The 24105-nt window shown below is 63.1% G+C and carries 24 protein-coding genes and 1 other RNA gene; 16 read left to right on the top strand and 9 right to left on the bottom strand.

The window, feature by feature from the left end; translation table 11 throughout:
• Window positions 1-126 precede the first annotated feature (126 nt).
• Together cysD and cysN are read left to right on the top strand one after the other, a co-directional pair.
• Window positions 127-1044 (top strand): sulfate adenylyltransferase subunit CysD, encoded by a 918-nt coding sequence (gene cysD / locus KSS90_RS21305; RefSeq protein WP_217867160.1) that lies wholly within the window; start codon window positions 127-129, stop codon window positions 1042-1044.
• 16 nt (window positions 1045-1060) lie between these two features.
• Window positions 1061-2962, top strand: coding sequence for a sulfate adenylyltransferase subunit CysN (cysN, locus tag KSS90_RS21300; RefSeq protein ID WP_217867159.1), 1902 nt, complete (start codon window positions 1061-1063; stop codon window positions 2960-2962).
• A gap of 89 nt (window positions 2963-3051) precedes the next feature.
• On the opposite strand, the gene KSS90_RS21295 is transcribed toward cysN, so the two are convergent.
• Complete coding sequence (locus tag KSS90_RS21295; protein WP_046857027.1) at window positions 3052-3531, bottom strand: Lrp/AsnC family transcriptional regulator; 480 nt, start codon at window positions 3529-3531, stop codon at window positions 3052-3054.
• A 127-nt stretch (window positions 3532-3658) separates the two neighbouring features.
• Between KSS90_RS21295 and KSS90_RS21290 the strand changes: the two genes are divergently transcribed.
• The gene (locus KSS90_RS21290; RefSeq protein WP_217867158.1) at window positions 3659-4855 is read left to right on the top strand and encodes a methionine gamma-lyase; all 1197 of its coding nucleotides are present in this window, start codon (window positions 3659-3661) and stop codon (window positions 4853-4855) included.
• A gap of 33 nt (window positions 4856-4888) precedes the next feature.
• On the top strand, window positions 4889-7570 hold the full coding sequence (gene mdeB / locus KSS90_RS21285) for an alpha-ketoglutarate dehydrogenase (protein ID WP_225933202.1): 2682 nt from the start codon (window positions 4889-4891) through the stop codon (window positions 7568-7570).
• A gap of 89 nt (window positions 7571-7659) precedes the next feature.
• Here the strand turns inward: mdeB and KSS90_RS21280 are convergent, their stop codons facing one another.
• Window positions 7660-8097, bottom strand: coding sequence for a Z-ring associated ZapG family protein (locus KSS90_RS21280; RefSeq protein ID WP_023630140.1), 438 nt, complete (start codon window positions 8095-8097; stop codon window positions 7660-7662).
• 135 nt (window positions 8098-8232) lie between these two features.
• Here KSS90_RS21280 and KSS90_RS21275 point away from each other — a divergent pair, with 135 nt between their 5' ends.
• The 3 genes from KSS90_RS21275 to zapE all read left to right on the top strand — a co-directional run bounded on the left by KSS90_RS21275 (window position 8233) and on the right by zapE (window position 11423).
• Window positions 8233-8868 (top strand): alpha/beta hydrolase, encoded by a 636-nt coding sequence (locus KSS90_RS21275; protein WP_217867156.1) that lies wholly within the window; start codon window positions 8233-8235, stop codon window positions 8866-8868.
• Window positions 8869-8893: 25 nt separating this feature from the next.
• On the top strand, window positions 8894-10243 hold the full coding sequence (locus tag KSS90_RS21270; RefSeq protein WP_217867155.1) for a tryptophan--tRNA ligase: 1350 nt from the start codon (window positions 8894-8896) through the stop codon (window positions 10241-10243).
• Between the two features lie 85 nt (window positions 10244-10328).
• Window positions 10329-11423 carry a cell division protein ZapE gene (gene zapE / locus KSS90_RS21265; RefSeq protein ID WP_217867154.1) on the top strand — a complete coding sequence of 365 codons (1095 nt, stop codon included), beginning with the start codon at window positions 10329-10331 and terminating at the stop codon, window positions 11421-11423.
• Between the two features lie 136 nt (window positions 11424-11559).
• Here zapE and KSS90_RS21260 read toward each other — a convergent pair whose 3' ends face one another.
• Together KSS90_RS21260 and KSS90_RS21255 are read right to left on the bottom strand one after the other, a co-directional pair.
• Entirely contained in the window at window positions 11560-12456 is an 897-nt protein-coding gene (locus KSS90_RS21260) for a GlxA family transcriptional regulator (protein WP_167335949.1), read from the bottom strand.
• A 207-nt stretch (window positions 12457-12663) separates the two neighbouring features.
• On the bottom strand, window positions 12664-13704 hold the full coding sequence (locus tag KSS90_RS21255) for an NADP(H)-dependent aldo-keto reductase (RefSeq protein WP_217867153.1): 1041 nt from the start codon (window positions 13702-13704) through the stop codon (window positions 12664-12666).
• A 256-nt stretch (window positions 13705-13960) separates the two neighbouring features.
• Between KSS90_RS21255 and rplM the strand changes: the two genes are divergently transcribed.
• The 7 genes from rplM to KSS90_RS21220 all read left to right on the top strand — a co-directional run bounded on the left by rplM (window position 13961) and on the right by KSS90_RS21220 (window position 18819).
• Complete coding sequence (rplM, locus tag KSS90_RS21250) at window positions 13961-14389, top strand: 50S ribosomal protein L13 (protein ID WP_008097538.1); 429 nt, start codon at window positions 13961-13963, stop codon at window positions 14387-14389.
• 14 nt (window positions 14390-14403) lie between these two features.
• On the top strand, window positions 14404-14796 hold the full coding sequence (rpsI, locus tag KSS90_RS21245) for a 30S ribosomal protein S9 (RefSeq protein ID WP_003260797.1): 393 nt from the start codon (window positions 14404-14406) through the stop codon (window positions 14794-14796).
• A 265-nt stretch (window positions 14797-15061) separates the two neighbouring features.
• Window positions 15062-15655 carry a ubiquinol-cytochrome c reductase iron-sulfur subunit gene (gene petA / locus KSS90_RS21240; RefSeq protein ID WP_023628711.1) on the top strand — a complete coding sequence of 198 codons (594 nt, stop codon included), beginning with the start codon at window positions 15062-15064 and terminating at the stop codon, window positions 15653-15655.
• On the top strand, window positions 15655-16866 hold the full coding sequence (locus KSS90_RS21235) for a cytochrome b (RefSeq protein WP_217867152.1): 1212 nt from the start codon (window positions 15655-15657) through the stop codon (window positions 16864-16866). The genes petA and KSS90_RS21235 overlap by 1 nt, the downstream gene beginning before the upstream one ends.
• Window positions 16866-17645, top strand: coding sequence for a cytochrome c1 (locus KSS90_RS21230; RefSeq protein WP_023628713.1), 780 nt, complete (start codon window positions 16866-16868; stop codon window positions 17643-17645). The genes KSS90_RS21235 and KSS90_RS21230 overlap by 1 nt, the downstream gene beginning before the upstream one ends.
• Before the next feature lie 117 nt (window positions 17646-17762).
• Complete coding sequence (locus KSS90_RS21225) at window positions 17763-18386, top strand: glutathione S-transferase N-terminal domain-containing protein (protein ID WP_217867151.1); 624 nt, start codon at window positions 17763-17765, stop codon at window positions 18384-18386.
• Window positions 18387-18399: 13 nt separating this feature from the next.
• Window positions 18400-18819, top strand: a complete 420-nt coding sequence (locus KSS90_RS21220; RefSeq protein WP_217867150.1) for a ClpXP protease specificity-enhancing factor — start codon at window positions 18400-18402, stop codon at window positions 18817-18819.
• A gap of 56 nt (window positions 18820-18875) precedes the next feature.
• Here KSS90_RS21220 and KSS90_RS21215 read toward each other — a convergent pair whose 3' ends face one another.
• From KSS90_RS21215 to KSS90_RS21195, 5 genes are all read right to left on the bottom strand, one after another.
• Window positions 18876-19094, bottom strand: coding sequence for a YgdI/YgdR family lipoprotein (locus KSS90_RS21215; RefSeq protein ID WP_217867149.1), 219 nt, complete (start codon window positions 19092-19094; stop codon window positions 18876-18878).
• Window positions 19095-19151: 57 nt separating this feature from the next.
• On the bottom strand, window positions 19152-19730 hold the full coding sequence (locus KSS90_RS21210) for a BON domain-containing protein (protein ID WP_217867148.1): 579 nt from the start codon (window positions 19728-19730) through the stop codon (window positions 19152-19154).
• Window positions 19727-20320 (bottom strand): phosphoheptose isomerase, encoded by a 594-nt coding sequence (locus KSS90_RS21205; protein ID WP_046857018.1) that lies wholly within the window; start codon window positions 20318-20320, stop codon window positions 19727-19729. Before KSS90_RS21205 ends, KSS90_RS21210 begins: the two co-directional genes overlap by 4 nt.
• A gap of 87 nt (window positions 20321-20407) precedes the next feature.
• The gene (locus KSS90_RS21200; RefSeq protein WP_217867147.1) at window positions 20408-20779 is read right to left on the bottom strand and encodes a YraN family protein; all 372 of its coding nucleotides are present in this window, start codon (window positions 20777-20779) and stop codon (window positions 20408-20410) included.
• Window positions 20779-22596, bottom strand: a complete 1818-nt coding sequence (locus KSS90_RS21195; protein WP_217867146.1) for a penicillin-binding protein activator — start codon at window positions 22594-22596, stop codon at window positions 20779-20781. Before KSS90_RS21195 ends, KSS90_RS21200 begins: the two co-directional genes overlap by 1 nt.
• Window positions 22597-22784: 188 nt before the next feature.
• Here KSS90_RS21195 and rsmI point away from each other — a divergent pair, with 188 nt between their 5' ends.
• Together rsmI and rnpB are read left to right on the top strand one after the other, a co-directional pair.
• Entirely contained in the window at window positions 22785-23660 is an 876-nt protein-coding gene (gene rsmI / locus KSS90_RS21190) for a 16S rRNA (cytidine(1402)-2'-O)-methyltransferase (RefSeq protein WP_217867145.1), read from the top strand.
• Between the two features lie 67 nt (window positions 23661-23727).
• Window positions 23728-24087: RNase P RNA component class A (rnpB, locus tag KSS90_RS21185), an RNA gene on the top strand.
• The last annotated feature ends 18 nt before the right edge of the window (window positions 24088-24105 follow it).

The raw sequence follows: 24105 nt of genomic DNA, 5'->3' as shown, positions 1-24105 counted from the left end.
CCCCAGTCATATCGTTAGATTGTTTCGATCTAGGCAGCCTCCTAAATAGAATCAGGTGCTGTGATAAAGTGGCTCGCTCGAACACGGCCCGCAGGCCGTCCATAAGATCGTTTTTCGTGAGTAGCCATGGTCGACAATCTGACGCACTTGAAACAGCTGGAGGCGGAGAGCATCCACATCATCCGCGAGGTGGCCGCCGAGTTCGACAACCCGGTGATGCTGTACTCGATCGGCAAGGATTCCGCGGTCATGCTGCACCTGGCGCGCAAAGCGTTCTTCCCGGGCAAGCTGCCGTTCCCGGTGATGCACGTCGACACCCAGTGGAAGTTCCAGGAGATGTACCGCTTCCGCGACAAGATGGTCGAAGATATGGGCCTGGAGCTGATCACCCACGTCAACCCCGAGGGTGTGGCGCAGGGCATCAACCCGTTCACCCATGGCAGTTCCAAGCACACCGATATCATGAAGACCCAGGGCCTGAAGCAGGCGCTGGACAAGCACGGCTTCGACGCCGCCTTCGGTGGCGCGCGCCGCGATGAAGAGAAGTCTCGGGCCAAGGAGCGCGTCTACTCGTTCCGTGACAGCAAGCACCGCTGGGACCCTAAGAACCAGCGCCCGGAGCTGTGGAACATCTACAACGGCAAGGTCAACAAGGGCGAGTCGATCCGCGTGTTCCCGCTGTCGAACTGGACCGAGCTGGACATCTGGCAGTACATCTACCTCGAAGGCATCCCGATCGTGCCGCTGTACTTCGCCGCCGAGCGTGAAGTGATCGAGAAGAACGGCACCCTGATCATGATCGACGACGAGCGCATCCTCGAGCACCTCTCCGAGGAAGAGAAGGCGCGCATCGTCAAGAAGAAGGTGCGTTTCCGTACCCTGGGCTGCTACCCGTTGACGGGTGCGGTCGAGTCCGAAGCCGAAACGCTGACCGACATCATCCAGGAAATGCTTCTGACGCGGACTTCCGAGCGTCAGGGCCGGGTCATCGACCACGATGGCGCAGGCTCCATGGAAGACAAGAAACGTCAGGGCTACTTCTAATTTTCAGGGTTACTCCATGTCGCACCAATCCGATTTGATCAGCGAAGACATCCTCGCTTATCTGGCTCAGCACGAGCGCAAAGAACTGCTGCGTTTCCTCACCTGCGGCAACGTGGACGACGGCAAGAGCACCCTGATCGGGCGCCTGCTGCACGATTCGAAGATGATCTACGAGGACCACCTCGAGGCCATCACCCGTGACTCGAAGAAGTCCGGCACCACCGGCGAGGAAGTCGACCTGGCGCTGCTGGTCGACGGCCTGCAGGCCGAGCGCGAGCAGGGCATCACCATCGATGTCGCCTACCGCTACTTCTCCACCGCCAAGCGCAAGTTCATCATCGCCGACACCCCGGGCCACGAGCAGTACACCCGCAACATGGCCACCGGCGCCTCGACCTGCGACCTGGCGATCATCCTGGTCGACGCCCGCTACGGCGTGCAGACCCAGACCCGCCGGCACAGCTACATCGCCTCCCTGCTGGGCATCAAGCACATCGTCGTCGCGGTCAACAAGATGGACCTCAAGGGCTTCGACGAGCAGGTCTTCGAGTCGATCAAGGCCGACTACCTGAAGTTCGCCGAGGGCATCGACCTCAAGCCGAGCAGCCTGCACTTCGTGCCGATGTCGGCGCTCAAGGGCGACAACGTGGTCAACCGCAGCGAGCGTTCGCCGTGGTACACGGGCCCGGCGTTGATGGAGATCCTCGAGACTGTCGAGATCGCCGCCGACCGCAATGTCACCGACCTGCGTTTCCCGGTGCAGTACGTCAACCGCCCGAACCTCAACTTCCGCGGCTTCGCCGGCACCATCGCCGGTGGCGTGGTGCACAAGGGCGACGAGATCGTCGTGCTGCCGTCGGGCAAGAGCAGCCGGGTCAAGTCCATCGTCACCTACGAAGGTGAACTGGAGAACGCCGGGCCTGGCCAGGCGGTGACCCTTACCATGGAAGACGAGATCGACATCTCCCGTGGCGACCTGCTGGTGCATGCCGACAATGTCCCAACGGTGGCCGACCAGTTCGACGCCATGCTGGTGTGGATGGCCGAGGAGCCGATGCTTCCGGGCAAGAAGTACGACATCAAGCGCGCCACCAGCTATGTGCCGGGCTCGATCGCCAGCATCAGCCACAAGGTCGATGTGAACACCCTGGAGCAGGGCGCCGCCAGCGCGCTGCAACTCAACGAGATCGGCCGGGTCAAGGTCGCCCTGGACAGCGCCATCGCCCTGGACGGTTACGAGAGCAACCGCACCACCGGCGCATTCATCGTCATCGACCGCCTGACCAACGGCACCGTCGGCGCCGGCATGATCATCGCCCCGCCGGTCCTGCCACACGGCGGCACTGGCCAACACGGCAAGCTGGCCCATGTGTCCACCGAAGAGCGCGCGCTGCGCTTCGGCCAGCAGCCAGCCACCGTGCTGTTCAGCGGCCTGTCGGGCGCCGGCAAGAGCACCCTGGCCTACGCCGTGGAGCGCAAGCTGTTCGACATGGGCCGTGCCGTCTACGTGCTCGACGGCCAGAACCTGCGTCACGACCTGAACAAGGGCCTGCCGCAGGATCGCGCCGGGCGCACCGAGAACTGGCGCCGCGCCGCCCATGTGGCGCGCCAGTTCAACGAAGCCGGCCTGCTGACCCTGGCTGCATTTGTGGCCCCGGACGCCGAAGGCCGCGAACAGGCCAAGGCGCTGATCGGCAAGGAGCGTCTGGTGACGGTCTACGTCCAGGCATCGCCGCTGGCCTGCCGCGAGCGTGACCCGCAGGGCCTGTACGCCGCCGGTGGCGACAACATCCCGGGCGAGAGCTTCCCGTTCGATGTGCCGCTGGATGCGGACCTGGTGATCGACACCCAGTCGGTCAGCGTCGATGAAGGCGTGAAGCTGGTGCTGGATGTGCTGCGTCAGCGTGGGGCGATCTGATTGATTGCCTGATGTGAAAAACCCCGCTTCGGCGGGGTTTTTCATTTGTATGACGTCGGTAGGCAGGATTTTGGGGCTGCTTTGCGGCCTTAGATATGCTTCTCCGACACCGGAATCACCCGCCGCTCTTTCACCGCCTTGTACGAAAAGCTCGAATAGATCTCCTTCACCCCCGGCAACCGCTGCAGCACCTCCCGGGTGAATTCGCCAAACGATTCCAGGTCCCGCGCCAGGATCTCCAGCAAAAAATCATAGCGCCCGGAAATGTTGTGGCAGGCGACGATCTCGGGGATCTCCATCAGCCGTTTCTCGAACGCCAGGGCCATTTCCTTGGTGTGCGAGTCCATCATGATGCTGACGAACGCGGTCACCCCGAAGCCCAGTGACTTGGGCGAAAGAATGGCCTGGTAGCCGGTGATGTAGCCGTTGTCCTCGAGCAACTTGACCCGCCGCCAGCAGGGCGAGGTGGTCAGGGCGACCTGGTCGGCGAGCTCGGAAACGGTCAGGCGGGCGTTGTCCTGCAGGGCGGCGAGCAGGGCGCGGTCGGTACGGTCGAGAGCTGAAGGCATATCTTGCCCTCCTGTTTTTATTTTTGTTGTTTTTCTTTCAAAACATGCCTGATTGCGTGGGCAAGTTTGGAAAAAGCGCGGCAGCTTGGTGGCATAAGCTTATAACAAACCACAAGAGGCTGTTGCCATGCGCGACTCCAACAACAACACCGGTTTCTCCACCCGGGCCATTCACCATGGCTATGACCCGATGTCCCACGGCGGCGCGCTGGTGCCGCCGGTCTACCAGACCGCCACCTATGCTTTTCCGACTGTCGAGTACGGCGCCGCGTGCTTCGCCGGCGAAGAGCCGGGGCACTTCTACAGCCGTATTTCCAACCCGACGCTGGCCCTGCTGGAGCAACGCATGGCGTCGCTCGAAGGCGGCGAGGCCGGGCTGGCGCTGGCCTCCGGGATGGGCGCAATCACCGCCACGCTATGGACCCTGCTACGCCCGGGTGACGAGCTGATCGTCGGCAGCACCCTGTATGGCTGCACCTTCGCCTACCTGCACCACGGCATCGGCGAGTTCGGCGTGAAGATCCGCCATGTCGACCTCAACGATATCCCGGCACTCAAGGCCGCGATCACCGCCAAGACGCGGATGATCTACTTCGAGTCGCCGGCCAATCCCAACATGCAGCTGGTGGATATCGCCGCGGTGGTCGAGGCTGCCCAGGGCCATGACCTGAGCATCGTGGTCGACAACACCTACTGCACACCCTACCTGCAGCGCCCGCTGGAACTGGGCGTCGACCTGGTGGTGCATTCGGCCACCAAGTACCTGTCCGGGCATGGTGACATCACTGCCGGGCTGGTAGTCGGGCGCAAGGCGCTGATCGACCGCATCCGCCTGGAAGGGCTCAAGGACATGACCGGCGCCGTGCTCTCGCCCCACGACGCCTCGCTGTTGATGCGCGGCATCAAGACCCTGGCCCTGCGCATGGACCGCCACTGCGCCAATGCCCAGCAGGTGGCCGAGTTCCTGGCGCAGCAGCCACAGGTCGAGTTGCTGCATTACCCAGGCTTGCCATCCTTCCCGCAGTACGCGCTGGCCAAACGGCAGATGCGCCTGCCGGGCGGCATGATCGCCTTCGAGCTGAAGGGTGGGATCGAAGCCGGGCGCCGTTTCATGAACGCCCTGGAGCTGTTCAGCCGCGCGGTGAGCCTGGGCGATGCCGAGTCGCTGGCCCAGCACCCGGCGAGCATGACTCACTCCAGCTATACCCAGCAGGAGCGTGCCGAGCATGGCATCTCGGAAGGACTGGTGCGTCTGTCGGTGGGGCTGGAAGACATCGACGACCTGCTTGCCGACATTACCCAGGCCCTGAAGGCCTGTGCCTGAATCGCCACGGACGAGGCCTGCGCGATGGTAGCGATGATGAACCCGAACGAGCCGTTGACGGCCCTTGATGCCGCCCTGGACAGCGATCCAACGGAAACCGCCGAGTGGTGCGAGGCGCTGGCCTCGACCCTGGCCCACTGCGGCCCGGCGCGGGCCCGCTACCTGCTGCAGCGCCTGCAGGCCCATGCCCTGGAGCTGGGCCTGGAACGCGAGGCCCAGGCCTTCTCGGCCTACCGCAACACCGTGCCGGTGGAGCAGCAGGGCGCTTATCCCGGCGATCTTGAGCTGGACGAGCGTATTACCGGCATCCTGCGCTGGAACGCACTGGCCATGGTGGTACGGGCCAACCACGCCTATGGCGAGCTGGGCGGGCATATCGCCAGCTACGCCTCGGCGGCGGAGATCTTCGAGGTCGGCTTCCAGCATTTCTTTCGCGGCGAGGGCGGTGGCGTGCAGCGCAGCGGCGACCTGGTGTTCTTCCAGCCGCACTCGGCGCCTGGCATCTATGCCCGCGCATTTCTTGAAGGGCGCCTGAGCGAGGAACAGCTGGCCAACTACCGGCAGGAGGTCGGCGGCAACGGGCTGTGCTCCTATCCGCATCCTTGGCTGATGCCGGACTTCTGGCAGTTTCCCACAGGTTCCATGGGCATCGGCCCGCTCAATGCGATCTATCAGGCGCGCTTCATGCGCTACCTGCAGCATCGCGGGCTGCTCGACACCTCTGCCCGGCATGTCTGGGGCGTGTTCGGCGATGGCGAGATGGACGAGCCGGAGTCGACCGCCGGCCTGACCCTGGCTGCCCGCGAAGGCTTGGATAACCTGACCTTCATCGTCAACTGCAACCTGCAGCGCCTGGACGGCCCGGTACGCGGCAATGGCCAGATCATCCAGGAACTCGAAGCGTTGTTCAGCGGTGCCGGCTGGAACGTGATCAAGGTGCTGTGGGGCTCGGAGTGGGACGCACTGTTCGCCCGCGATCACGAGCATGCGCTGCTGCGCCAGTTGGCGGCGACGCCCGACGGTCAGTTCCAGACCCTCGGCGCCAAGGACGGCAGCTACAACCTCGAGCACTTCTTCAAGCAGAACCCGGCCTTGCAGCGCCTGGTGGCACACATGAGCGCCGAAGAGATCAACGCCCTCAAGCGCGGTGGTCATGATTTTCGCAAGCTGCATGCCGCCTATGCCGCCGCCAGGGCCTGCAAGGGCCGGCCAACGGTGATCCTGGCCAAGACCAAGAAAGGCTATGGCATGAGCAGTGCCGGCGAGTCGCGGATGACCGCGCACCAGGCCAAGAAACTCGACGTGCAGGCGCTGCTGGCCTTCCGCGAACGTTTCCATCTGCCGTTGTCGGATGAGGCGGTGGAGCAACTGCATTTCTATCGCCCGGCCGAAGACAGCCCGGAGATGGTCTATCTGCGCCAGCGCCGCCAGGCACTGGGTGGGCCGCTGCCGCTGCGGCGCAACGACTGCGCCACCTTGCCCGTGCCGGAACTGGAGGCGTTCGGCGGTTTTGCCCTGCACGCCGAGGGCAAGGAGATGTCCACCACCATGGCCGCGGTGCGCTTGCTGGGCAACTGGCTCAAGGCGCCGGGGTTGGGGCCGCGAGTGGTGCCGATTGTTGCCGACGAGGCGCGCACCTTCGGCATGGCCAGCCTGTTCCGCCAGATCGGCATCTATTCGCCCCACGGGCAACGCTACGAGCCGGAGGACGCTGGCTCGTTGCTGGTCTACAAGGAGGCGCGGGACGGCCAGTTGCTGGAGGAGGGCATCACCGAGGCCGGGGCGATCTCTTCATGGGTCGCGGCAGCGACCGCCTACGCGGTGCATGGCGAGCCGATGCTGCCGGTGTACATCTACTACTCGATGTTCGGCTTCCAGCGGGTCGGCGACCTGATCTGGGCCGCCGCCGACCAGCGCGCCCGGGGCCTGTTGCTGGGGGCTACCGCAGGGCGCACCACGCTGGGTGGCGAGGGGCTACAGCACCAAGATGGATCGAGCCTGGTCATGGCGTCGATGGTGCCCAACTGTCGGGCCTGGGATCCGTGCTTTGCCGGCGAGCTGGCGGTGATCCTCGACCATGCCGCGCGGCGCATGCTGGTGGAGCTGCAGGACGAGTTCCACTATGTGGCGGTGATGAATGAAAACTACCCGCAGCCGTCGTTGCCCGAAGACATGCACGACGATGTACTGCGAGGCATGTATCGCTTTGCCCGGCATTCCTCGGGCACACCCCGTGGCCAGGTGCGCTTGTTGGGTTCGGGCACCATCCTGCGCGAGGTGATTGCCGCCGGCGAGTTGCTGGCCAGTGACTGGCAGGTCGACAGTGAGGTGTTCAGCGTCACCAGCTTCAGCGAACTGGCGCGTGGGGCCAGGGATGCGCAACGCCTGGCGATGACCGGGCAGCAGGCGGATTGCCATGTGCGTCGTTGCCTGTCCGGCGATGCCCCGGTGATCGCGGCCAGCGACTATGTCCGCGCCTGGCCGCAGTTGATCGCCGAGTATGTGCAGGCGCCCTATACCACCCTGGGCACCGATGGTTTCGGGCGCAGCGATACGCGCCAGCAGCTGCGACGGCTTTTCGAGGTGGACCGGTATGCCGTAGTGCTGGCAGCGTTGCATGGGCTGGTGTGCCAGGGCATGTTGCCGATGGATGTGCTGGGGCAGGCGCGGGTGCTTTATGGCATCGGCGAGGAGGGGGCGGCCTGGTATCGCTGAGGTGATCTGGGTCGGCCAGTCGCGGGGTGATAGGGCGAGTAGACGCCCACAAAAAAGGCCTCTTGCGAGGCCTTCTTCATGTCATCGATTCAGCGCTTGAGCCCGTAGCTCTCATCGAGCATGCCCGGCGAGTTCGGCGACTTCGGTGCGTAGTCGCGTGGCACTTCGGCGGTATCCTTCGGCGGCGTCAGGCGATCGCGCGGGCCTTGCGCGGCTTCGGAGTGCAGCGCGGCCAGCAGGCGTTGGCGGGTCAGCTCGTCGAGGGCCAGACGGTTGGCGCCGTCGGCCAGGTGATCCTGCACGTCCTGGTAGCTCTGGGTCAGTTTCTTGACCAGCGAGGCAGTGCTGTTGAAGTGGGTCACCACTTCGTTCTGGTAATTGTCGAAGCGCTGCTGGATGTCATCCAGCTGGCGTTGGGTATTGCTCGGTGCCGCGTTGGGCAGCAGGCGGGCCAGCGCGAAACCGACGACGACACCGACAACCAGGGCCAGGGTCGGTAGCAACCAAACAAGGAGCGAGTGTTCCACGAGTCCTTCCTCTATAAACGGCTTTGCTTTACGTTAACGGCTCAGACCTGCGCTGTATACCGCGAGCGATCGCAAATCAGAACAGAATTCCTTTGCTAGACGAGTCGACCCTTCACGAGGTCACGGAGTAGTACCTTGCTTATCCGCGAAACCCCCTTGTTCATCGATGGCCCGACCGGCCAGCTCGAGGCTTTGTACCTGGACGTGGCCGATGCCCGTGGCGCGGTGCTGATCTGCCACCCCAACCCAGTCCAGGGCGGCACCATGCTCAACAAGGTGGTCTCGACCCTGCAGCGTACCGCCCGTGATGCAGGTTACGTCACCCTGCGCTTCAACTACCGCGGCGTTGGCCAGAGCGCCGGCAGCCACGACATGGGCGCTGGCGAGGTGGACGATGCCCAGGCTGTCGCAGCCTGGCTGCGCCAGCAGCATCCCGAGCTGCCGTTGGTGCTGATGGGCTTCTCCTTCGGCGGCTTCGTTGCCGCCAGCCTGGCCGGTCGCCTGGAGGCGGCGGATGTCGAGCTGCAACAGCTGTTCATGATCGCCCCGGCGGTGATGCGCCTGAGCGAACAGTTTCCGCTGCCCGAGCGCGTCGCGCTGACCGTCGTGCAGCCGGACACCGACGAAGTGGTCGATCCGCAGTTGGTCTACGAGTGGTCAAATACGCTGTCGCGCCCCCACGAGCTGCTGAAAGTGGCAGAATGCGGACACTTCTTCCATGGCAAGCTGACCGATCTGAAGGATCTGCTGCTGCCGCGCCTTTCGAACTGAGCCAAGCCTGAATAAGCGAACCCCCATGACCACGCGCATCCTCACCGGTATCACCACCACCGGCACCCCGCACCTGGGCAACTACGCCGGCGCCATCCGCCCGGCCATCCTCGCCAGCCAGCAGCCCGGCGTCGACTCGTTCTACTTCCTGGCCGACTACCACGCCCTGATCAAGTGCGACGACCCGCAGCGCATCCAGCGTTCGCGCCTGGAGATCGCCGCCACCTGGCTCGCCGGTGGCCTGGACCCGGCCAAAGTGACCTTCTACCGCCAGTCGGACATCCCCGAGATCCCGGAGCTGACCTGGCTGCTGACCTGCGTCGCCGCCAAGGGCCTGCTCAACCGCGCTCACGCCTACAAGGCGTCGGTGGACAAGAATGTCGAGGCCGGCGAAGACCCGGACGCCGGCGTGACCATGGGCCTGTTCAGCTACCCGGTGCTGATGGCCGCCGACATCCTGATGTTCAATGCCAACAAGGTGCCGGTTGGTCGCGACCAGATCCAGCACGTGGAGATGGCCCGCGATATCGGCCAGCGCTTCAACCACCTGTTCGGCCAGGGCAAGGACTTCTTCGCCCTGCCCGAGGCGGTGATCGAGGAGAGCGTGGCCACGCTCCCGGGCCTGGACGGTCGCAAGATGTCCAAGAGCTACGACAACACCATCCCGCTGTTCACCAGCGCCAAGGACATGAAGGATGCGATCTCGCGCATCGTCACCGACTCCAAGGCCCCTGGCGAGGCCAAGGATCCGGACAATTCGCACCTGTTCACCCTGTTCCAGGCCTTCTCCACACCGGCGCAATGCGCCGAGTTCCGCGAAGAGCTGCTGCAGGGCCTGGGCTGGGGCGATGCCAAGCAGCGCCTGTTCCAGCTGCTCGACGGGCAGTTGGCCGAAAAGCGCGAGCACTATCACCAGCTGATCTCGCGCCCGTCGGACCTCGAGGACATCCTCCTGACCGGCGCCGCCAAGGCCCGCAAGATCGCCACGCCGTTCCTCGAGCAACTGCGCGAGGCAGTTGGCCTGCGCTCGTTCCGCACCACCGTGCAGGCCAGCACCGAGGTGAAGAAAAAGGCCGCCAAGAGCGCCCGCTTCGTCAGCTTCCGTGACGAGGATGGCAGCTTCCGCTTCCGCCTGCTGGCCGCCGATGGCGAGCAATTGCTGCTGTCGCGCAGCTTCGCCGATGGCAAGAGCGCGGGGGCGGTGAGCAAGCAACTGCAACAGGGCGGCGAGGCCGACGTGCGGGTCGAGGGCCTGGGCTTCTCGCTCTGGCTGAACGGTGAGCAAGTTGCCGACGGGCCGCAGTTCGAGGCCGCCGAGGCCCGTGACGCGGCCATCACCAGCCTGCGCGAGGCTCTGGCGCCACAGGCGGACTGAGTCACTTTGACGCAAGTCTGATTGCCATTAAGCGGGCCGGTCGCTACAGTGACGGCCCGTTTTTTGTTGCCTCGCTAACGAAATCATGACGCCCCTAGAACGATACCAAGCCGATCTGAAACGCCCCGACTTCTTCCATGACGCGGCGCAGGAAACTGCGGTGCGTCACCTGCAGCGCCTGTACGACGACCTGGTACAAGCGCAGAACAACAAGCCGGGCGTGTTCGGCAAGCTGTTCGGCAAGAAGGAGCAGACGCCGGTCAAGGGCCTGTACTTCTGGGGCGGCGTGGGCCGGGGCAAGACCTACCTGGTCGACACCTTCTATGAAGCGCTGCCGTTCAAGCAGAAGATGCGCACGCACTTCCACCGCTTCATGAAGCGCGTCCACGAGGAGATGAAGACCCTCAAGGGCGAGAAGAACCCGCTGACCATCATCGCCAAGCGTTTCAGCGACGAAGCCAAGGTGATCTGCTTCGACGAGTTCTTCGTCTCTGATATCACCGATGCCATGATCCTCGGCACCCTGATGGAAGAGCTGTTCAAGAACGGCGTGTCGCTGGTGGCCACTTCCAACATCGTCCCCGATGGCCTGTACAAGGACGGCCTGCAGCGCGCGCGCTTCCTGCCGGCCATTGCCATGATCAAGCAGTACACCGATGTGGTGAACGTCGACAGCGGCGTGGACTACCGTCTGCGTCACCTGGAGCAGGCCGAGCTGTTCCACTTCCCGCTCGATGACGCTGCGCATGAAAGCCTGCGCGCCAGCTTCAAGGCGTTGACCCCAGAGTGCACCCAGGCCGTCGAGAACGACGTGCTGATGATCGAGAACCGTGAGATTCATGCCCTGCGCACCTGCGACGATGTCGCCTGGTTCGACTTCCGCGCCCTGTGCGACGGGCCGCGTAGCCAGAACGATTACATCGAGCTGGGCAAGATCTTCCATGCCGTGCTGCTGAGCAATGTCGAGCAGATGGGCGTGACCACCGACGACATCGCCCGGCGCTTCATCAACATGGTCGACGAGTTCTACGACCGCAACGTGAAGCTGATCATCTCGGCCGAAGTGGAGCTCAAGGACCTGTACACCGGCGGGCGCCTGAGCTTCGAGTTTCAGCGCACACTCAGCCGTCTGCTGGAAATGCAGTCCCACGAGTTCCTGTCGCGGGCGCACAAGCCTTAAGGGCTGATGAAACGGGGCCGCTTCGCGCCCTATCGCTGCGGTTCGTCGCCACGACAAGCCGGCTCCCACAAGATCAGTACGTAACTTGTGGGAGCCGGCTTGCCGGCGATGGGGCGCGAAGCGGCCCTTGTCGTATTCAGGCCTCTTGCATGAACTGCTGGCGATACTGGTTCGGCGACAGTTCGGTGTGCTGGCGGAACAGCCGGGCGAAGAAACTCGCGTCGTCGTAGCCCACCTCGTAGCTGATGGTCTTGATGCTCTTGCGCGTGCTCGACAGCAGGCCCTTGGCGGTCTCGATGCGCAGGCGCTGCAGGTAGTGCAGGGGCTTGTCGCCGGTGGCGCTCTGGAAGCGGCGCATGAAGTTGCGGATGCTCATGCCGTGGTTGCGTGCCACATCCTCGAAGCGGAACTTGTCGGCGAAGTGTTCTTCGAGCCAGTGCTGGATCTGCAGGATGATCAGGTCCTGGTGCAGCTTCTGGCCGCCGAAGCCCATCCGCCCCGGGGTATAGCTGCGCTGCACCTCGTAGAGGATGTCGCGGGCCACCGCACGGGCCACGTTGGCGCCGCAGAAGCGTTCGATCAGGTAGATGTACAGGTCGCAGGCCGAGGTGGTGCCGCCGGCGCAGTAGAGATTGTCGGCGTCGGTCAGGTGCTTGTCCTGGTTCAGGCGGATCTTCGGGAAGCGCTCGGCGAAGCTGCTGAAAAAGCGCCAGTAGGTGGTCGCCTCCTTGCCGTCGAGCAGCCCCGACTCGGCTAGCCAGAACACGCCGCTGGCCTCGGCGCACAGCACCGCGCCGCGGGCATGTTGCGCGCGCAGCCAGGGCAGCACCTGCGGATAGCGTTGCAGCAGGTTGTCGAAGTCGTCCCAGAAGGCCGGCAGGATGATCACGTCGGCATCGTTGAGGCCGCTGTCGACCGGCAACTGCACGTTGCTGAAGCTGTCCACGGGCAAACCGTCCGGGCTCACCAGGCCGATCTCGAACATCGGCTGCAGGCCCAGGCCCAGCTGCTTGCTGTAGCGCAAGCTGGCCAAATGGAAGAAATCCTTGGCCTGCATGAGTGTCGACGCGAACACTTTGTCCACGGCCAGGATGCTAACGCGCCGCAAGGACGCGGAGGGTTGGGTAAACATCATTGTCATTGTTCTTATAGGGTAGAGTGGTCAATCACCGGCTGGATCGTCTTATTTTTTGGCGATTGTGTCTACCCCACGAAAGAGCAGTGCAGCGCCTGCGTTGCATCAAGGCGCGGGGTTCGGCTGCTCCTGATGGACCGCCTCGATTGCCGCCAGTAGTTCATCGCCCAGGTTCAACGCCTGGCTGTCGATGTTGCTGCGCAGTTGCTCGAGGTTCGTCGCGCCGATGATGTTGCTGGTTACGAACGGCTGCCGGGTCACGAACGCCAGCGCCATCTGCGCCGGGTCCAGGCCATGCTCGCGGGCCAACTGCACATAGCGGCCGCAGGCGGCCACGGTTTGCGGGTTGGAATAGCGGGCAAAACGGCTGAACAGGGTCAGGCGGGCGTTTTCCGGGCGGGCGCCGTTTTCGTACTTGCCCGACAGCATGCCGAAGGCCAGCGGCGAATAGGCCAGCAAACCGCACTGCTCACGGATTGCCACCTCTGCCATGCCCACTTCGAAGCTACGGTTGAGCAGGTTGTAGGGGTTCTGGATCGACACCGCACGGGGCCAGCCGCGGGTTTCGGCCAGGTGCAGGAATTTCAGGGTGCCCCACGGGGTTTCGTTGGACAGGCCGATGTGGCGGATCTTGCCGGCGCGCACCTGTTCATCGAGCACCTCCAGGGTTTCCTCCAGCGGGGTGAAGATGTCCTGGGGCAGGTGCTGGTAGCCGAGCTTGCCGAAGAAGTTGGTGCTGCGCTCGGGCCAGTGCAACTGGTAGAGGTCGATGCGGTCGGTCTGCAGGCGCTTGAGGCTCTCGTCCAGCGCGGCGACGATGTGCTGGCGGTTGTGTTTGAGCTGGCCGTCGCGGATATGGCTGATACCGTTGCCGGGGCCGGCGACCTTGCTGGCGAGGATCCAGTCGTCACGGTCGCCGTTGGCGGCGAACCAGTTGCCGATGATGCGTTCGGTGGCGGCGTAGGTCTCCGGGCGCGGTGGTACCGGGTACATCTCGGCGGTGTCGATGAAGTTGATGCCACTGGCCTTGGCTATGGCAATCTGGGCGTAGGCTTCGTCCTGGGTGTTCTGCTCGCCCCAGGTCATGGTGCCCAGGCACAGGGCGCTGACGTTGAGGTCGGTACGACCAAGCTTGCGGTATTCCATCGGGAAGACGCTCCGTGGCAAAGAGACCCATAAAAGCAGGTTGAAATTTTTCCTGCAATCTGGATAATTCTGCCCCTCTCCGTGTGGCGGAAGTGATGCACCACCATGCAGGGAACCCTTGTCGAACATTGGCGTGCCCGACCCGAGCCCCCAAAAGCGTCAGCGTTCGGCTGCGCGCTTGCCCTTGGCAAGCTGTGCACTATCCAGTAAGATTCGCCGTCTATTTTTCGCTGGGCGGCCTCTGAGGCTTTAGAGAATGAAAACTTTTACTGCTAAACCGGAAACAGTAAAGCGCGAGTGGTTCGTAGTCGACGCCGCTGGTCAGACCCTGGGTCGTCTGGCTACCGAAATCGCTAGCCGCCTGCGTGGCAAGCACAAGCCAGAATACACCCCTCACGTTGACACCGGCGACTACATCGTCGTCATCAACGCCGAGCAGATCCGTGTGACTGGTGCCAAGTCTTCCGACAAGATGTACTACTCCCACTCCGGCTTCCCGGGCGGTATCAAGGAAATCAACTTCGAGAAGTTGATCGCCAAGGCCCCTGAGCGTGTTATCGAAACCGCGGTCAAAGGCATGCTGCCGAAGAACCCGCTGGGTCGCGACATGTACCGCAAGCTGAAAGTGTACGCGGGTGCTGCTCACCCACACACTGCTCAGCAGCCTCAAGAACTGAAGATCTAACGGGATAGTTCATTATGTCGGCGACTCAAAACTACGGCACTGGCCGTCGCAAGACCGCAACCGCTCGCGTTTTCCTGCGTCCAGGTACCGGTAACATCTCCATCAACAACCGTTCTCTGGACGTGTTCTTCGGCCGCGAAACCGCTCGCATGGTTGTTCGCCAGCCGCTGGAACTGACCGAAACCGTTGAGAAGTTCGACATCTACGTCACCGTTTCCGGTGGTGGTGTCAGCGGTCAGGCCGGTGCAATCCGCCACGGTATCACCCGCGCCCTGATGGAATACGACGAAACCCTGCGTGGCGCTCTGCGTCGTGCTGGTTACGTTACCCGCGACGCTCGTGAAGTTGAGCGTAAGAAAGTGGGTCTGCGTAAAGCGCGTAAGCGTCCTCAGTACTCCAAGCGTTAATAGCGCTTCGGCAGTCGAAAAAAGCCCGGTTCCTTTTTGGAACCGGGCTTTTTTTATGTCTTCAACTAACCTGTCTGCTAGTCCGTGGCCGTTTGTCGCATAGACACAGATCAAGCAAAGCGAGGGTAGTGGCCCGACGAGCGGGTAATCACCTTGTCAGCGTGTGGATTTGTTCCTTACCATTGCGGCCAATTTTTAGTGCCACAGACGTACCTAAGTAGATGCCTGTTCAAACAGGCCAAGTAAGCTGATGGGAGAGGACTGAATGAGCAATGACGGCGTCAACGCAGGCCGGCGCCGCTTCCTCGTAGCCGCGACATCCGTGGTCGGGGCGGCGGGGGCAGTGGGGGCAGCGGTACCGTTCGTGGGGTCATGGTTTCCCAGTGCCAAGGCGAAAGCTGCAGGGGCACCGGTGAAGGTCAATATCGCCAAGGTCGAACCTGGCCAGCAGATGGTCGCTGAATGGCGTGGGCAACCTGTATTCATCGTGCGGCGAACTGAAGAGATCCTCGGCAATCTGAAAAAGATCACCGGCGAGCTGTCCGACCCTGAATCCAAGGCGTCGGTGCAGCCCACCTACGTCGACCCGCAAGTTCGCTCGATCAAGCCCGAGATTCTCATCCTGGTCGGCCTATGCACGCACCTGGGTTGTTCGCCGACCTTCCGCCCTGAAGTCGCTCCGGCTGACCTGGGTCCGAAATGGGTCGGTGGCTATTTCTGCCCCTGCCACGGTTCGCACTACGACCTGGCCGGGCGTGTCTACAAATCCCAGCCGGCGCCTCTCAACCTGCCAGTGCCACCGCACTCGTACGAGTCGGACGAAATCATCGTCATCGGCGTCGATCAGGAGAACGCATGATGAGTAAGTTCATGGAGTGGATCGATGCGCGCTTCCCCGCGACGAAGATGTGGGAAGACCATCTAAGCAAGTATTACGCGCCCAAGAACTTCAACTTCCTGTACTTCTTCGGCTCGCTGGCGTTGCTGGTGCTGGTCAACCAGATCGTCACCGGCGTGTGGCTGACCATGAGTTTCACCCCCTCGGCGGAAGAGGCCTTCGCCTCGGTCGAGTACATCATGCGCGACGTCGAATACGGCTGGATTCTGCGCTACCTGCACTCCACCGGCGCTTCGGCGTTCTTCATCGTGGTCTACCTGCACATGTTCCGTGGGCTGCTCTACGGCTCTTACCAGAAGCCGCGCGAGCTGGTCTGGTTGTTCGGCATGCTGATCTACCTGGCGCTGATGGCCGAGGCATTCATGGGCTACCTGCTGCCCTGGGGCCAGATGTCGTACTGGGGGGCCCAGGTGATCATCTCGCTGTTCGGCGCCATCCCGGTGATCGGTGATGACCTGACCCAGTGGATCCGTGGTGACTACCTGATCTCCGGGATCACCCTGAACCGCTTCTTCGCCTTGCACGTGGTGGCCTTGCCGATCGTGATCCTGGGCCTGGTGGTGCTGCATATCCTGGCGCTGCACGAAGTGGGTTCGAACAACCCAGATGGCGTGGACATCAAGAAGAAAAAGGACGAGAACGGCATCCCGCTGGATGGCATCCCGTTCCACCCGTACTACACGGTCAAGGATATCGCCGGCGTCGTGGTGTTCCTCTTCGTGTTCTGCGCGGTGGTGTTCTTCTTCCCGGAAATGGGAGGCTACTTCCTGGAAAAACCGAACTTCGAGCAGGCCAACGCCTTCAAGACGCCTGAGCATATCGCCCCTGTGTGGTACTTCACGCCGTTCTACGCGATTCTGCGTGCGGTGCCGGACAAACTGTTCGGGGTGATCGCCATGGGCGCGGCGATCGCGGTGCTGTTCGTGTTGCCCTGGCTTGACCGCAGTCCGGTGCGCTCCATGCGCTACAAGGGCTGGCTGAGCAAGATCTGGTTGCTGGTGTTCTGCGTGTCCTTCGTCATCCTTGGCGTGCTGGGCGTACTGGCGCCGACCCCGGGACGTACCTTGCTGTCGCAGCTATGCACGGTGTTGTACTTCGCCTACTTCCTGCTGATGCCGTTCTACACAAGGCTTGAGAAGACCAAACCGGTTCCGGAAAGGGTGACTGGCTGATGAAAAAGTTTATTGCAGTATGCTTGCTGGCATTGATGCCTGGCCTCTCGTTCGCCGCCGAACACGGCCTGGAGCTGGACAAGGTCGATATCGACCTGACTGACAAGGCCGCGATGCAGGATGGTGCGCGCACCTTCGCCAACTATTGCATGGGGTGCCATAGCGCCAAGTTCCAGCGTTACGAGCGTGTCGCCGACGACCTGGGGATCCCCCACGAGCTGATGCTCGAGAACCTGGTATTCACTGGCGCCAAGATCGGCGACCACATGAAGATCGGCATGCAACCCAACGATGCCAAGACCTGGTTCGGCGCCGCGCCGCCCGACCTCACTCTGGTGGCTCGGGTGCGTGGCAACGACTGGCTATACACCTACCTGCGCAGCTTCTATGAAGACAAGGCGCGGCCATACGGGGTGAACAACAAGGTCTTCCCCAATGTCGGCATGCCAAACGTGCTGGTTGGCCTGCAGGGCAACCAAGTGATTGGCTGCAAGCAGGTGCAGAGTGTGGTCGACGGCAAGAAGCAGTACGACCCGCTAACCGGCAGCCCATTGACCCATGAAGCGTGCGACCAGCTGACCGTCGAGGAGAAATCCGGTACCCTGACGACCGAGCAGTTCGACGAGAAGGTCAAGAACCTGGTGACCTTCCTGGCCTATTCGGCCAACCCGGTCAAACTGGAAAGCCAGCGCATCGGTACCTACGTGTTGCTGTACCTGGCTTTCTTCTTCGTGTTCGCCTACTTGCTCAAGCGCGAATACTGGAAGGACGTGCACTGATCACGCAGTAGTTTCTGGTAGTTGAACGCGCCCGGGGTGCCCCAGCCAAGTCGCTGGGGTGCCCCGGGCGCGTTTTCATTTGCAGTTTTACAAGCATCCCGTGCGAGGAGGCGCTACATGGGCGCAACCAACAGGTTAGCCTGCTATTCCGACCCCGCTGACCATTACTCTCATCGGGTACGCCTGGTGCTCGCGGAGAAAGGCGTCGCGGTGCAGATCATCGATGTCGACCGCAATCGCCTGCCGCCCAAGCTGGTCGAAGTGAATCCTTATGGCAGTCTGCCGACCCTGGTCGATCGTGACCTGGCGTTGTACGAGTCGACTGTGGTGATGGAGTATCTCGAAGAGCGTTACCCGCACCCGCCGCTGATGCCGGTCTATCCGGTGGCCCGTGGCAACACTCGCCTGCTGATGTACCGCATCCAGCGTGACTGGTGCAGCCTGGCCGACACCGTACTGGACTCGCGCAGCAGCGACGCGGCACGGGCCCAGGCGCGCAAGGAGTTGCGCGAGAGCCTGACTGGCGTTGCGCCGCTTTTCGGCGAAATGGCCTGTTTCATGAGCGAGGAGCAGAGCCTGCTCGATTGCTGTCTACTGCCCATACTCTGGCGCTTGCCGGTGATGGGTATCGAATTGCCGCGGCAGGCCAAGCCGCTGCTGGATTACATGGAGCGACAGTTCGCCCGCGAGCCTTTCCAGGCGAGCCTGTCTGCTACTGAACGTGAAATGCGCAAGGTTTAAAGAGGAGCCGTTGATGAACTCCAGTCGCCCCTATCTGGTTCGCGCGCTGTACGAGTGGATCGTCGACAACGATTGCACGCCCCATATGCTGGTCAATGCCGAGTACCCGGCGGTCCAGGTGCCACAAGGTTTCGCCAGTGATGGCCAGATCGTCCTGAACATCTCCCCCAGTGCCGTGCGCAGCCTGCATATGGACAACGAGGCGGTGAGCTTCGAAGGGCGCTTCGGTGGCGTGGCGCACTCGCTGTATGTGCCGATTGGTGCCATCCTGGGGATCTATGCCCGGGAGAATGGCCAGGGCATGGTGTTCGAGCTGGAGCCGCCGCTCGCGGATGAGGATGACCTTGAGGACGACGGCGTCGAGCCGGATGACGATGGTCCGCCCGAGCCGCCGCGCCCCAGTGGTCGTCCGAGCCTGAAAGTCGTGAAGTAACAGGCAGAGACAAAAAAGGCGATCCGCAGGGATCGCCTTTTTCATTACTGCCGCAATTACAGGTCTTTGATGCTCTGAACCTGGTCCTTGTTGATGCGGGTCGGCTTGCCGTCAAGTTGCTTGAACTCATAGAAACCGGAATTGCGATCGAAATGCGGCGTGTCGGTGGTCTGCAGTTCGCGGCCATCGTTGAGGGTGATCACGCTCGGAGTGGAGCAGCCAGCCAGGGTGGCGAAGGTGCCGATCAGCAGGGCGGGCAGCAGCAGATTTTTCATGGGGTACTTCCTGGATCAGAGGGAAAGGCGGGTGTCACGACACCCGCCGCATGGTAGTCAGTCGATGTATTCGAACAGCTTGACGATCTTCTGCACACCCGACACGCCCTGCACCACGTTGGTGGCGGCGTTTGCCTCCTGCTGCCTGACCAGGCCGAGGAGGTAGACGATGCCGTTTTCGGTGATCACCTTGATGCGCGAGCTAGGGACACTTTCGTCGGTCAGCATCTGGGTCTTGATCTTGGTGGTCAGCCAGGCGTCGTTGTTGCGTGCCAGGATCGACGATGGCTGCATCACCTGCAGCTCGTTGTGTACCTTCTTGACTCGCTGCACCTGGCCTGCGGTCTGCTCGGCGAGGGACTTGAGGTCGGCGCGTGGTGTCTGGCCGGCAAGCAGCACGACACTGTTGTAGCTGCTGACGACGATGTGCGAGCCTTTGTCCAGCTCTGGGTTGGCCTTGGCGATGTTGACCGAGACCTTGGTCTCGATCAGCGAATCGTCGATCTTGCTGCCGATGGTGCGGGTGCCGCGGTCATCCTCGATAGGCGAGTTGCGCGCCGAGGTGAGCACGGAACTGCAGCCCGATACGCCGAGGCACAGGGTCAGGGCCATCAGGCCGATACGCTTGGAGATCATTCTTCACTCCCGAACAGTTGGCTGTCGATCAGGTCGCACAGACAGTGGATCGCCAGCAGGTGGACTTCCTGGATGCGCGCGGTGACCGTGGCGGGGACGCGGATCTCGACGTCCTCGGGCAGCAGCAGCGAGGCCATGCCGCCGCCATCGCGCCCGGTCAGGGCGACAACAATCATTTCGCGGTCGTGGGCGGCCTGGATCGCCTGGATCACGTTGGCCGAATTGCCGCTGGTGGAGATCGCCAGCAGCACATCGCCGGGCTGGCCCAGGGCGCGGATCTGCTTGGAGAAGACTTCGTTGTAGCTGTAGTCGTTGGCGATCGAGGTCAGTGTGGAGCTGTCGGTGGTCAGGGCGATGGCCGGCAGGCTCGGGCGCTCACGCTCGAAGCGGTTGAGCAACTCCGAGGAGAAGTGCTGGGCATCGCCTGCCGAGCCGCCGTTGCCGCACGCGAGCATCTTGCCGTCGTTGAGCAGGGCGTTGACCATGACCAGGCTGGCCTGCTCGATGTGGGGTGCCAGGATGTCCATTGCCTGTTGCTTGGTGTCGATGCTGGCCTGGAACAGCCGGCGAATTCGGGATTGCATGTCCATCTGGGTGACCTTAAGAGGGGCGGTGGCCTTTGCTACGCGCAACAGTGACCAGCCCGCGAAACATAGAGCTAGAAAATCGAAATGGGTTCAGCATTCGAAGGCATTTTTCAGCCATTGAAGCGGTTGCCCCGCATGCCCCCGGCCCTGCAGGGCGACAACGTCGAAGCGGCAGGGTCGGGTGGCCCAGCGGGGTTCGTGCTGCAGGAAGAGGTTGGCGGCAAGCGCCAGTCGTTGCTGCTTGCGCCCATCGATACTGGCGAGCGCTCCGCCGAACTCCGCATGCAACCGGTAGCGGACTTCGACGAATACTACTGTATCGGCATCGAGCATGACCAGATCGAGCTCGCCCCCCTTGCATCGCCAGTTGCGCTCCAGCAGCCGCAGACCTTGCCCTTGAAGGTATTCAAGGGCGTGATCTTCGGCTGCCTGGCCGGCAAGGCTGGGCGATGCGCCGGGCATCAGCGAGGGGTGTCCGGCAGGCGCTTGACCTGGCCGCCGGCGAATTCGGCCCATGGCAGCTGGCGTTCGATGCGCTGGCTGGGGTTCATGCTCAGGCTACCGGACAGGCCTTCGATGCGGTTGTCCGGCAGTGCCTTGAGCTGACCCAGGCGCGGAGCCAGGCTGTAGGCGTCGACGCCCATGGCGTACAGGCGACCGAGGCTGCCGGCGGCCTGGGGCCACTGCTGCACGACTTGCTGACGCAGGCTGTTGGTGGTGTCCAGCAGCCAAGGCGTTTCGCAGAAGCGGATGCCGTTCATGTCGTTGTACTGGTTCACGTCACCGCTGGCGCTGTACAGGTTGGAGGTGGCGTAGACCGGCACGTCGCCGGCGTACTGGAAGTTCAGCGTCGGCTTGATTTGCTGGGCCTGCTGTGGCGTCGAGGCGAGGAAGATGAAGTCGATGTCCTGGCGGCGCGAAGGTTGCGCGGCGATGGTGCCGCCGACGGTGCTCTGCAGGCTCTTGGCGCGGCCTTCGCTCTGGCGCAGCTGGAACAGATCGGCGATCTGTTGGGCGAGGGCGACGGGCTGGGCGATACGCTGCGCGGTGATCAGGGTGCCGCCATTGCCTTCCCAGTCCTGGCGGAAGGCGGCGAGCACGCGGTCGCCCCATTCACCGCTCGGTACCAGGGCCACGGCGCGAACCATGCCATCGGCGCGGGCACGGCGTGCCACTTCGCGGGCTTCGTCCTCGGCGGCCAGGCCGAACTGGAACAGTTGTGGCGGCGCTTTCTGGCCGGCGTCGGCGTAATTCAGGGCCAGGGTGGTGATAGGCAGTTGCGGGTAGGCGGCGAGTTTCTTGACCAGCGGCTTTTCCAGCGGGCCGACCACCAGTTGCACGCCGGCAGCCTGGGCTTGGCGGTAGAAGTCGTCGAGCGAGGTGATGCGCGAGCTGTCGAACACTTGTACTGCAGGGGCGGGCTGGCCACCTTGCTGGGCCTGGAAGTGAGCGGCCATGAAGCCGTCACGCAGGGCTCGGGCGACGCCGGCCAGGGCACCTTCCTGGGGTAGCAGCAGGGCGATCTTAGTCAGTGGCTGGCTGGCCAGCTCCTTGAGTTTGACCAGGGCTGTCGGCAATTGCTTGGCCGCCGGGTGCTCGGAGTGCTGCTGGCGCCAGGTGTCGATGGCGGCCTGTTGTTGTTCGAGGGTGCCGGCGCGCTTCACGGCCAGGGCCAGGCTGGTCCAGCCGGCCAGTGTCTCGTTGGTGGCCGGTTGCTGCAGCTGCTCGGCGGGCAGCGAGGCGACCAGGGCCCAGATCGCGTCATTGTTGCCAGCGGCAGCCTGGCCACTGAGCTGGGGGGCCAGCAGTACGCGCTGCTGGGCGGCGGCCAGGGCCTGGCCGTCCGCTTCGAGGGCGGCGGCGTGAACGCTGTAGGTGCGGACCTGCTGCTCGGTCGGTAGTTCGCCGACGCGTTGCAGGCTCGGGTGGGCGAGGGCGGTCAGGGCGGCCTTGGGCTGGTTGCGGCTCATGGCGAGCTCGGCGGCCAGGGTGGAGGCGAACACCTGCTGGGCGGGCTTGAGCGGCTCCAGCGAGACCTGCTCGAGAATCCGCGCGGCGCGTGGGAAGTCCTTTTGCTTGTATGCCAGGTCCGCGGCGCTCAAGCGCAGCAGGGCTGCATCCTCGGCGGACTTGCTGGAGGCCGCCTTCTCGAGCAGTTGCTCGATGCTGGCGTCCGGGGTGCGTGGCAGTTCGCCCAGGCTGGATGAGGGCGAGCTGGCGCAGGCTGCCAGCAGGGCAGCGAGGCAGAGGGCTGTGAGCAGCCGCAGACAAGCGATCATGTAAAGGTCCTGTTACTCGATCAAGTTGGCCGGCAATTGTACCCAAGCGGGGGGCACGGCGCGATCTCGCCGACAACGAACCTTCACTATAGGTGGCCCGTGGTGTGCCCGGGGCGAAGTTCTTTGCGCCCTGTTACCGGTGCTCGGGCTACAATGGCGACCTTTGATCCGGAAAGCAGGTGTGCGCAGTGACTGATGTTGCAGGGGTTTCGAAATCCACGTTGGGCAAGCTTTACGTCGTTGCCACGCCCATCGGCAACCTCGACGACATGAGCGCCCGGGCGCTGAAGGTGCTGGCGGATGTCAGTCTGATCGCCGCCGAGGACACCCGTCACTCGGTGCGCCTGCTGCAACACTTCGGCATCGACACGCCGCTGGCCGCTTGCCATGAGCACAACGAGCGTGACGAGGGCGGGCGCTTCATCACCCGCCTGCTGGCTGGCGACGATGTGGCGCTGGTGTCCGATGCCGGCACGCCGCTGATTTCCGATCCGGGCTATCACCTGGTGCGCCAGGCGCGTGCTGCGGGCGTGCAGGTGGTGCCGGTGCCGGGTGCCTGTGCGTTGATCGCCGCGCTGTCGGCGGCAGGGTTGCCGTCGGACCGCTTCATCTTCGAAGGCTTCCTGCCGGCCAAAGCCGCCGGGCGCCGTGCGCGTCTGGAGCAGGTCAAGGAAGAGCCGCGCACCCTGATCTTCTACGAGGCGCCACACCGGATCCTCGAGTGCCTTGAAGACATGGAGGCGGTGTTCGGCGGCGAGCGCCCGGCGCTGCTGGCGCGCGAGATCACCAAGACCTTCGAGACCCTCAAAGGCTTACCGCTGGCCGAGTTGCGCGCATTCGTACAGGGCGACAGCAACCAGCAGCGTGGTGAATGTGTGGTGTTGGTGGCTGGCTGGAGTGCGCCGGAGGGTGAGCAGGCGATCAGCGCCGAGGCGCAGCGGGTACTGGACCTGCTGCTGGCGGAGTTGCCACTGAAAAAGGCTGCGGCATTGGCTGCCGAGATTACTGGCGTGCGCAAGAATCTGCTCTATCAGTTGGCCCTGGAAAAGCAGAAATCCCAATAGTGGCGCAATGGTATTATTCATCGCGCCGCTTGTTCTTGAGCGTGGCTACCGGTAACCTTGCTCGCGGAGAGTCGATCGGACAGTCGCTGCCGTCTTTTGTTCCGCAAAAGGCGGGGGAGGAAAGTCCGGGCTCCATAGGGCAGAGTGCCAGGTAACGCCTGGGAGGCGCGAGCCTACGGAAAGTGCCACAGAAAACAACCGCCTAAGCACTTCGGTGCCGGTAAGGGTGAAAAGGTGCGGTAAGAGCGCACCGCACGGCTGGCAACAGTCCGTGGCTAGGTAAACCCCACTCGGAGCAAGACCAAATAGGGTTCCATACGGCGTGGCCCGCGTCGGAACCGGGTAGGTTGCTAGAGGCGTCCAGTGATGGCCGTCGTAGAGGAATGACTGTCCTCGACAAAACCCGGCTTACAGATCGACTCTCCACCTCTTCCTTTCCTGCTTG

The organism is Pseudomonas maumuensis (assembly GCF_019139675.1).
GTDB lineage: Bacteria > Pseudomonadota > Gammaproteobacteria > Pseudomonadales > Pseudomonadaceae > Aquipseudomonas > Aquipseudomonas maumuensis.
The sequence above is the reverse complement of the archived record's forward strand: the minus strand, read 5'-3'. Positions and strand labels throughout refer to the sequence as shown.

What these genes read in the sequence shown, in the direction of transcription:
- KSS90_RS21235 (WP_217867152.1), top strand. Translation starts at nt 15,655, where the DNA reads ATGAGTAAGTTCATGGAGTGGATCGATGCGCGCTTCCCCGCGACGAAG.
- cysN (WP_217867159.1), top strand. Translation starts at nt 1,061, where the DNA reads ATGTCGCACCAATCCGATTTGATCAGCGAAGACATCCTCGCTTATCTG.
- rplM (WP_008097538.1), top strand. Translation starts at nt 13,961, where the DNA reads ATGAAAACTTTTACTGCTAAACCGGAAACAGTAAAGCGCGAGTGGTTC.
- KSS90_RS21210 (WP_217867148.1), bottom strand. Translation starts at nt 19,730, where the DNA reads ATGATCTCCAAGCGTATCGGCCTGATGGCCCTGACCCTGTGCCTCGGC.
- KSS90_RS21220 (WP_217867150.1), top strand. Translation starts at nt 18,400, where the DNA reads ATGAACTCCAGTCGCCCCTATCTGGTTCGCGCGCTGTACGAGTGGATC.
- rpsI (WP_003260797.1), top strand. Translation starts at nt 14,404, where the DNA reads ATGTCGGCGACTCAAAACTACGGCACTGGCCGTCGCAAGACCGCAACC.
- KSS90_RS21270 (WP_217867155.1), top strand. Translation starts at nt 8,894, where the DNA reads ATGACCACGCGCATCCTCACCGGTATCACCACCACCGGCACCCCGCAC.
- KSS90_RS21205 (WP_046857018.1), bottom strand. Translation starts at nt 20,320, where the DNA reads ATGGACATGCAATCCCGAATTCGCCGGCTGTTCCAGGCCAGCATCGAC.
- petA (WP_023628711.1), top strand. Translation starts at nt 15,062, where the DNA reads ATGAGCAATGACGGCGTCAACGCAGGCCGGCGCCGCTTCCTCGTAGCC.
- mdeB (WP_225933202.1), top strand. Translation starts at nt 4,889, where the DNA reads ATGATGAACCCGAACGAGCCGTTGACGGCCCTTGATGCCGCCCTGGAC.
- KSS90_RS21295 (WP_046857027.1), bottom strand. Translation starts at nt 3,531, where the DNA reads ATGCCTTCAGCTCTCGACCGTACCGACCGCGCCCTGCTCGCCGCCCTG.
- KSS90_RS21200 (WP_217867147.1), bottom strand. Translation starts at nt 20,779, where the DNA reads ATGCCCGGCGCATCGCCCAGCCTTGCCGGCCAGGCAGCCGAAGATCAC.
- cysD (WP_217867160.1), top strand. Translation starts at nt 127, where the DNA reads ATGGTCGACAATCTGACGCACTTGAAACAGCTGGAGGCGGAGAGCATC.
- KSS90_RS21290 (WP_217867158.1), top strand. Translation starts at nt 3,659, where the DNA reads ATGCGCGACTCCAACAACAACACCGGTTTCTCCACCCGGGCCATTCAC.
- KSS90_RS21215 (WP_217867149.1), bottom strand. Translation starts at nt 19,094, where the DNA reads ATGAAAAATCTGCTGCTGCCCGCCCTGCTGATCGGCACCTTCGCCACC.
- KSS90_RS21255 (WP_217867153.1), bottom strand. Translation starts at nt 13,704, where the DNA reads ATGGAATACCGCAAGCTTGGTCGTACCGACCTCAACGTCAGCGCCCTG.
- zapE (WP_217867154.1), top strand. Translation starts at nt 10,329, where the DNA reads ATGACGCCCCTAGAACGATACCAAGCCGATCTGAAACGCCCCGACTTC.
- KSS90_RS21225 (WP_217867151.1), top strand. Translation starts at nt 17,763, where the DNA reads ATGGGCGCAACCAACAGGTTAGCCTGCTATTCCGACCCCGCTGACCAT.
- KSS90_RS21230 (WP_023628713.1), top strand. Translation starts at nt 16,866, where the DNA reads ATGAAAAAGTTTATTGCAGTATGCTTGCTGGCATTGATGCCTGGCCTC.
- KSS90_RS21195 (WP_217867146.1), bottom strand. Translation starts at nt 22,596, where the DNA reads ATGATCGCTTGTCTGCGGCTGCTCACAGCCCTCTGCCTCGCTGCCCTG.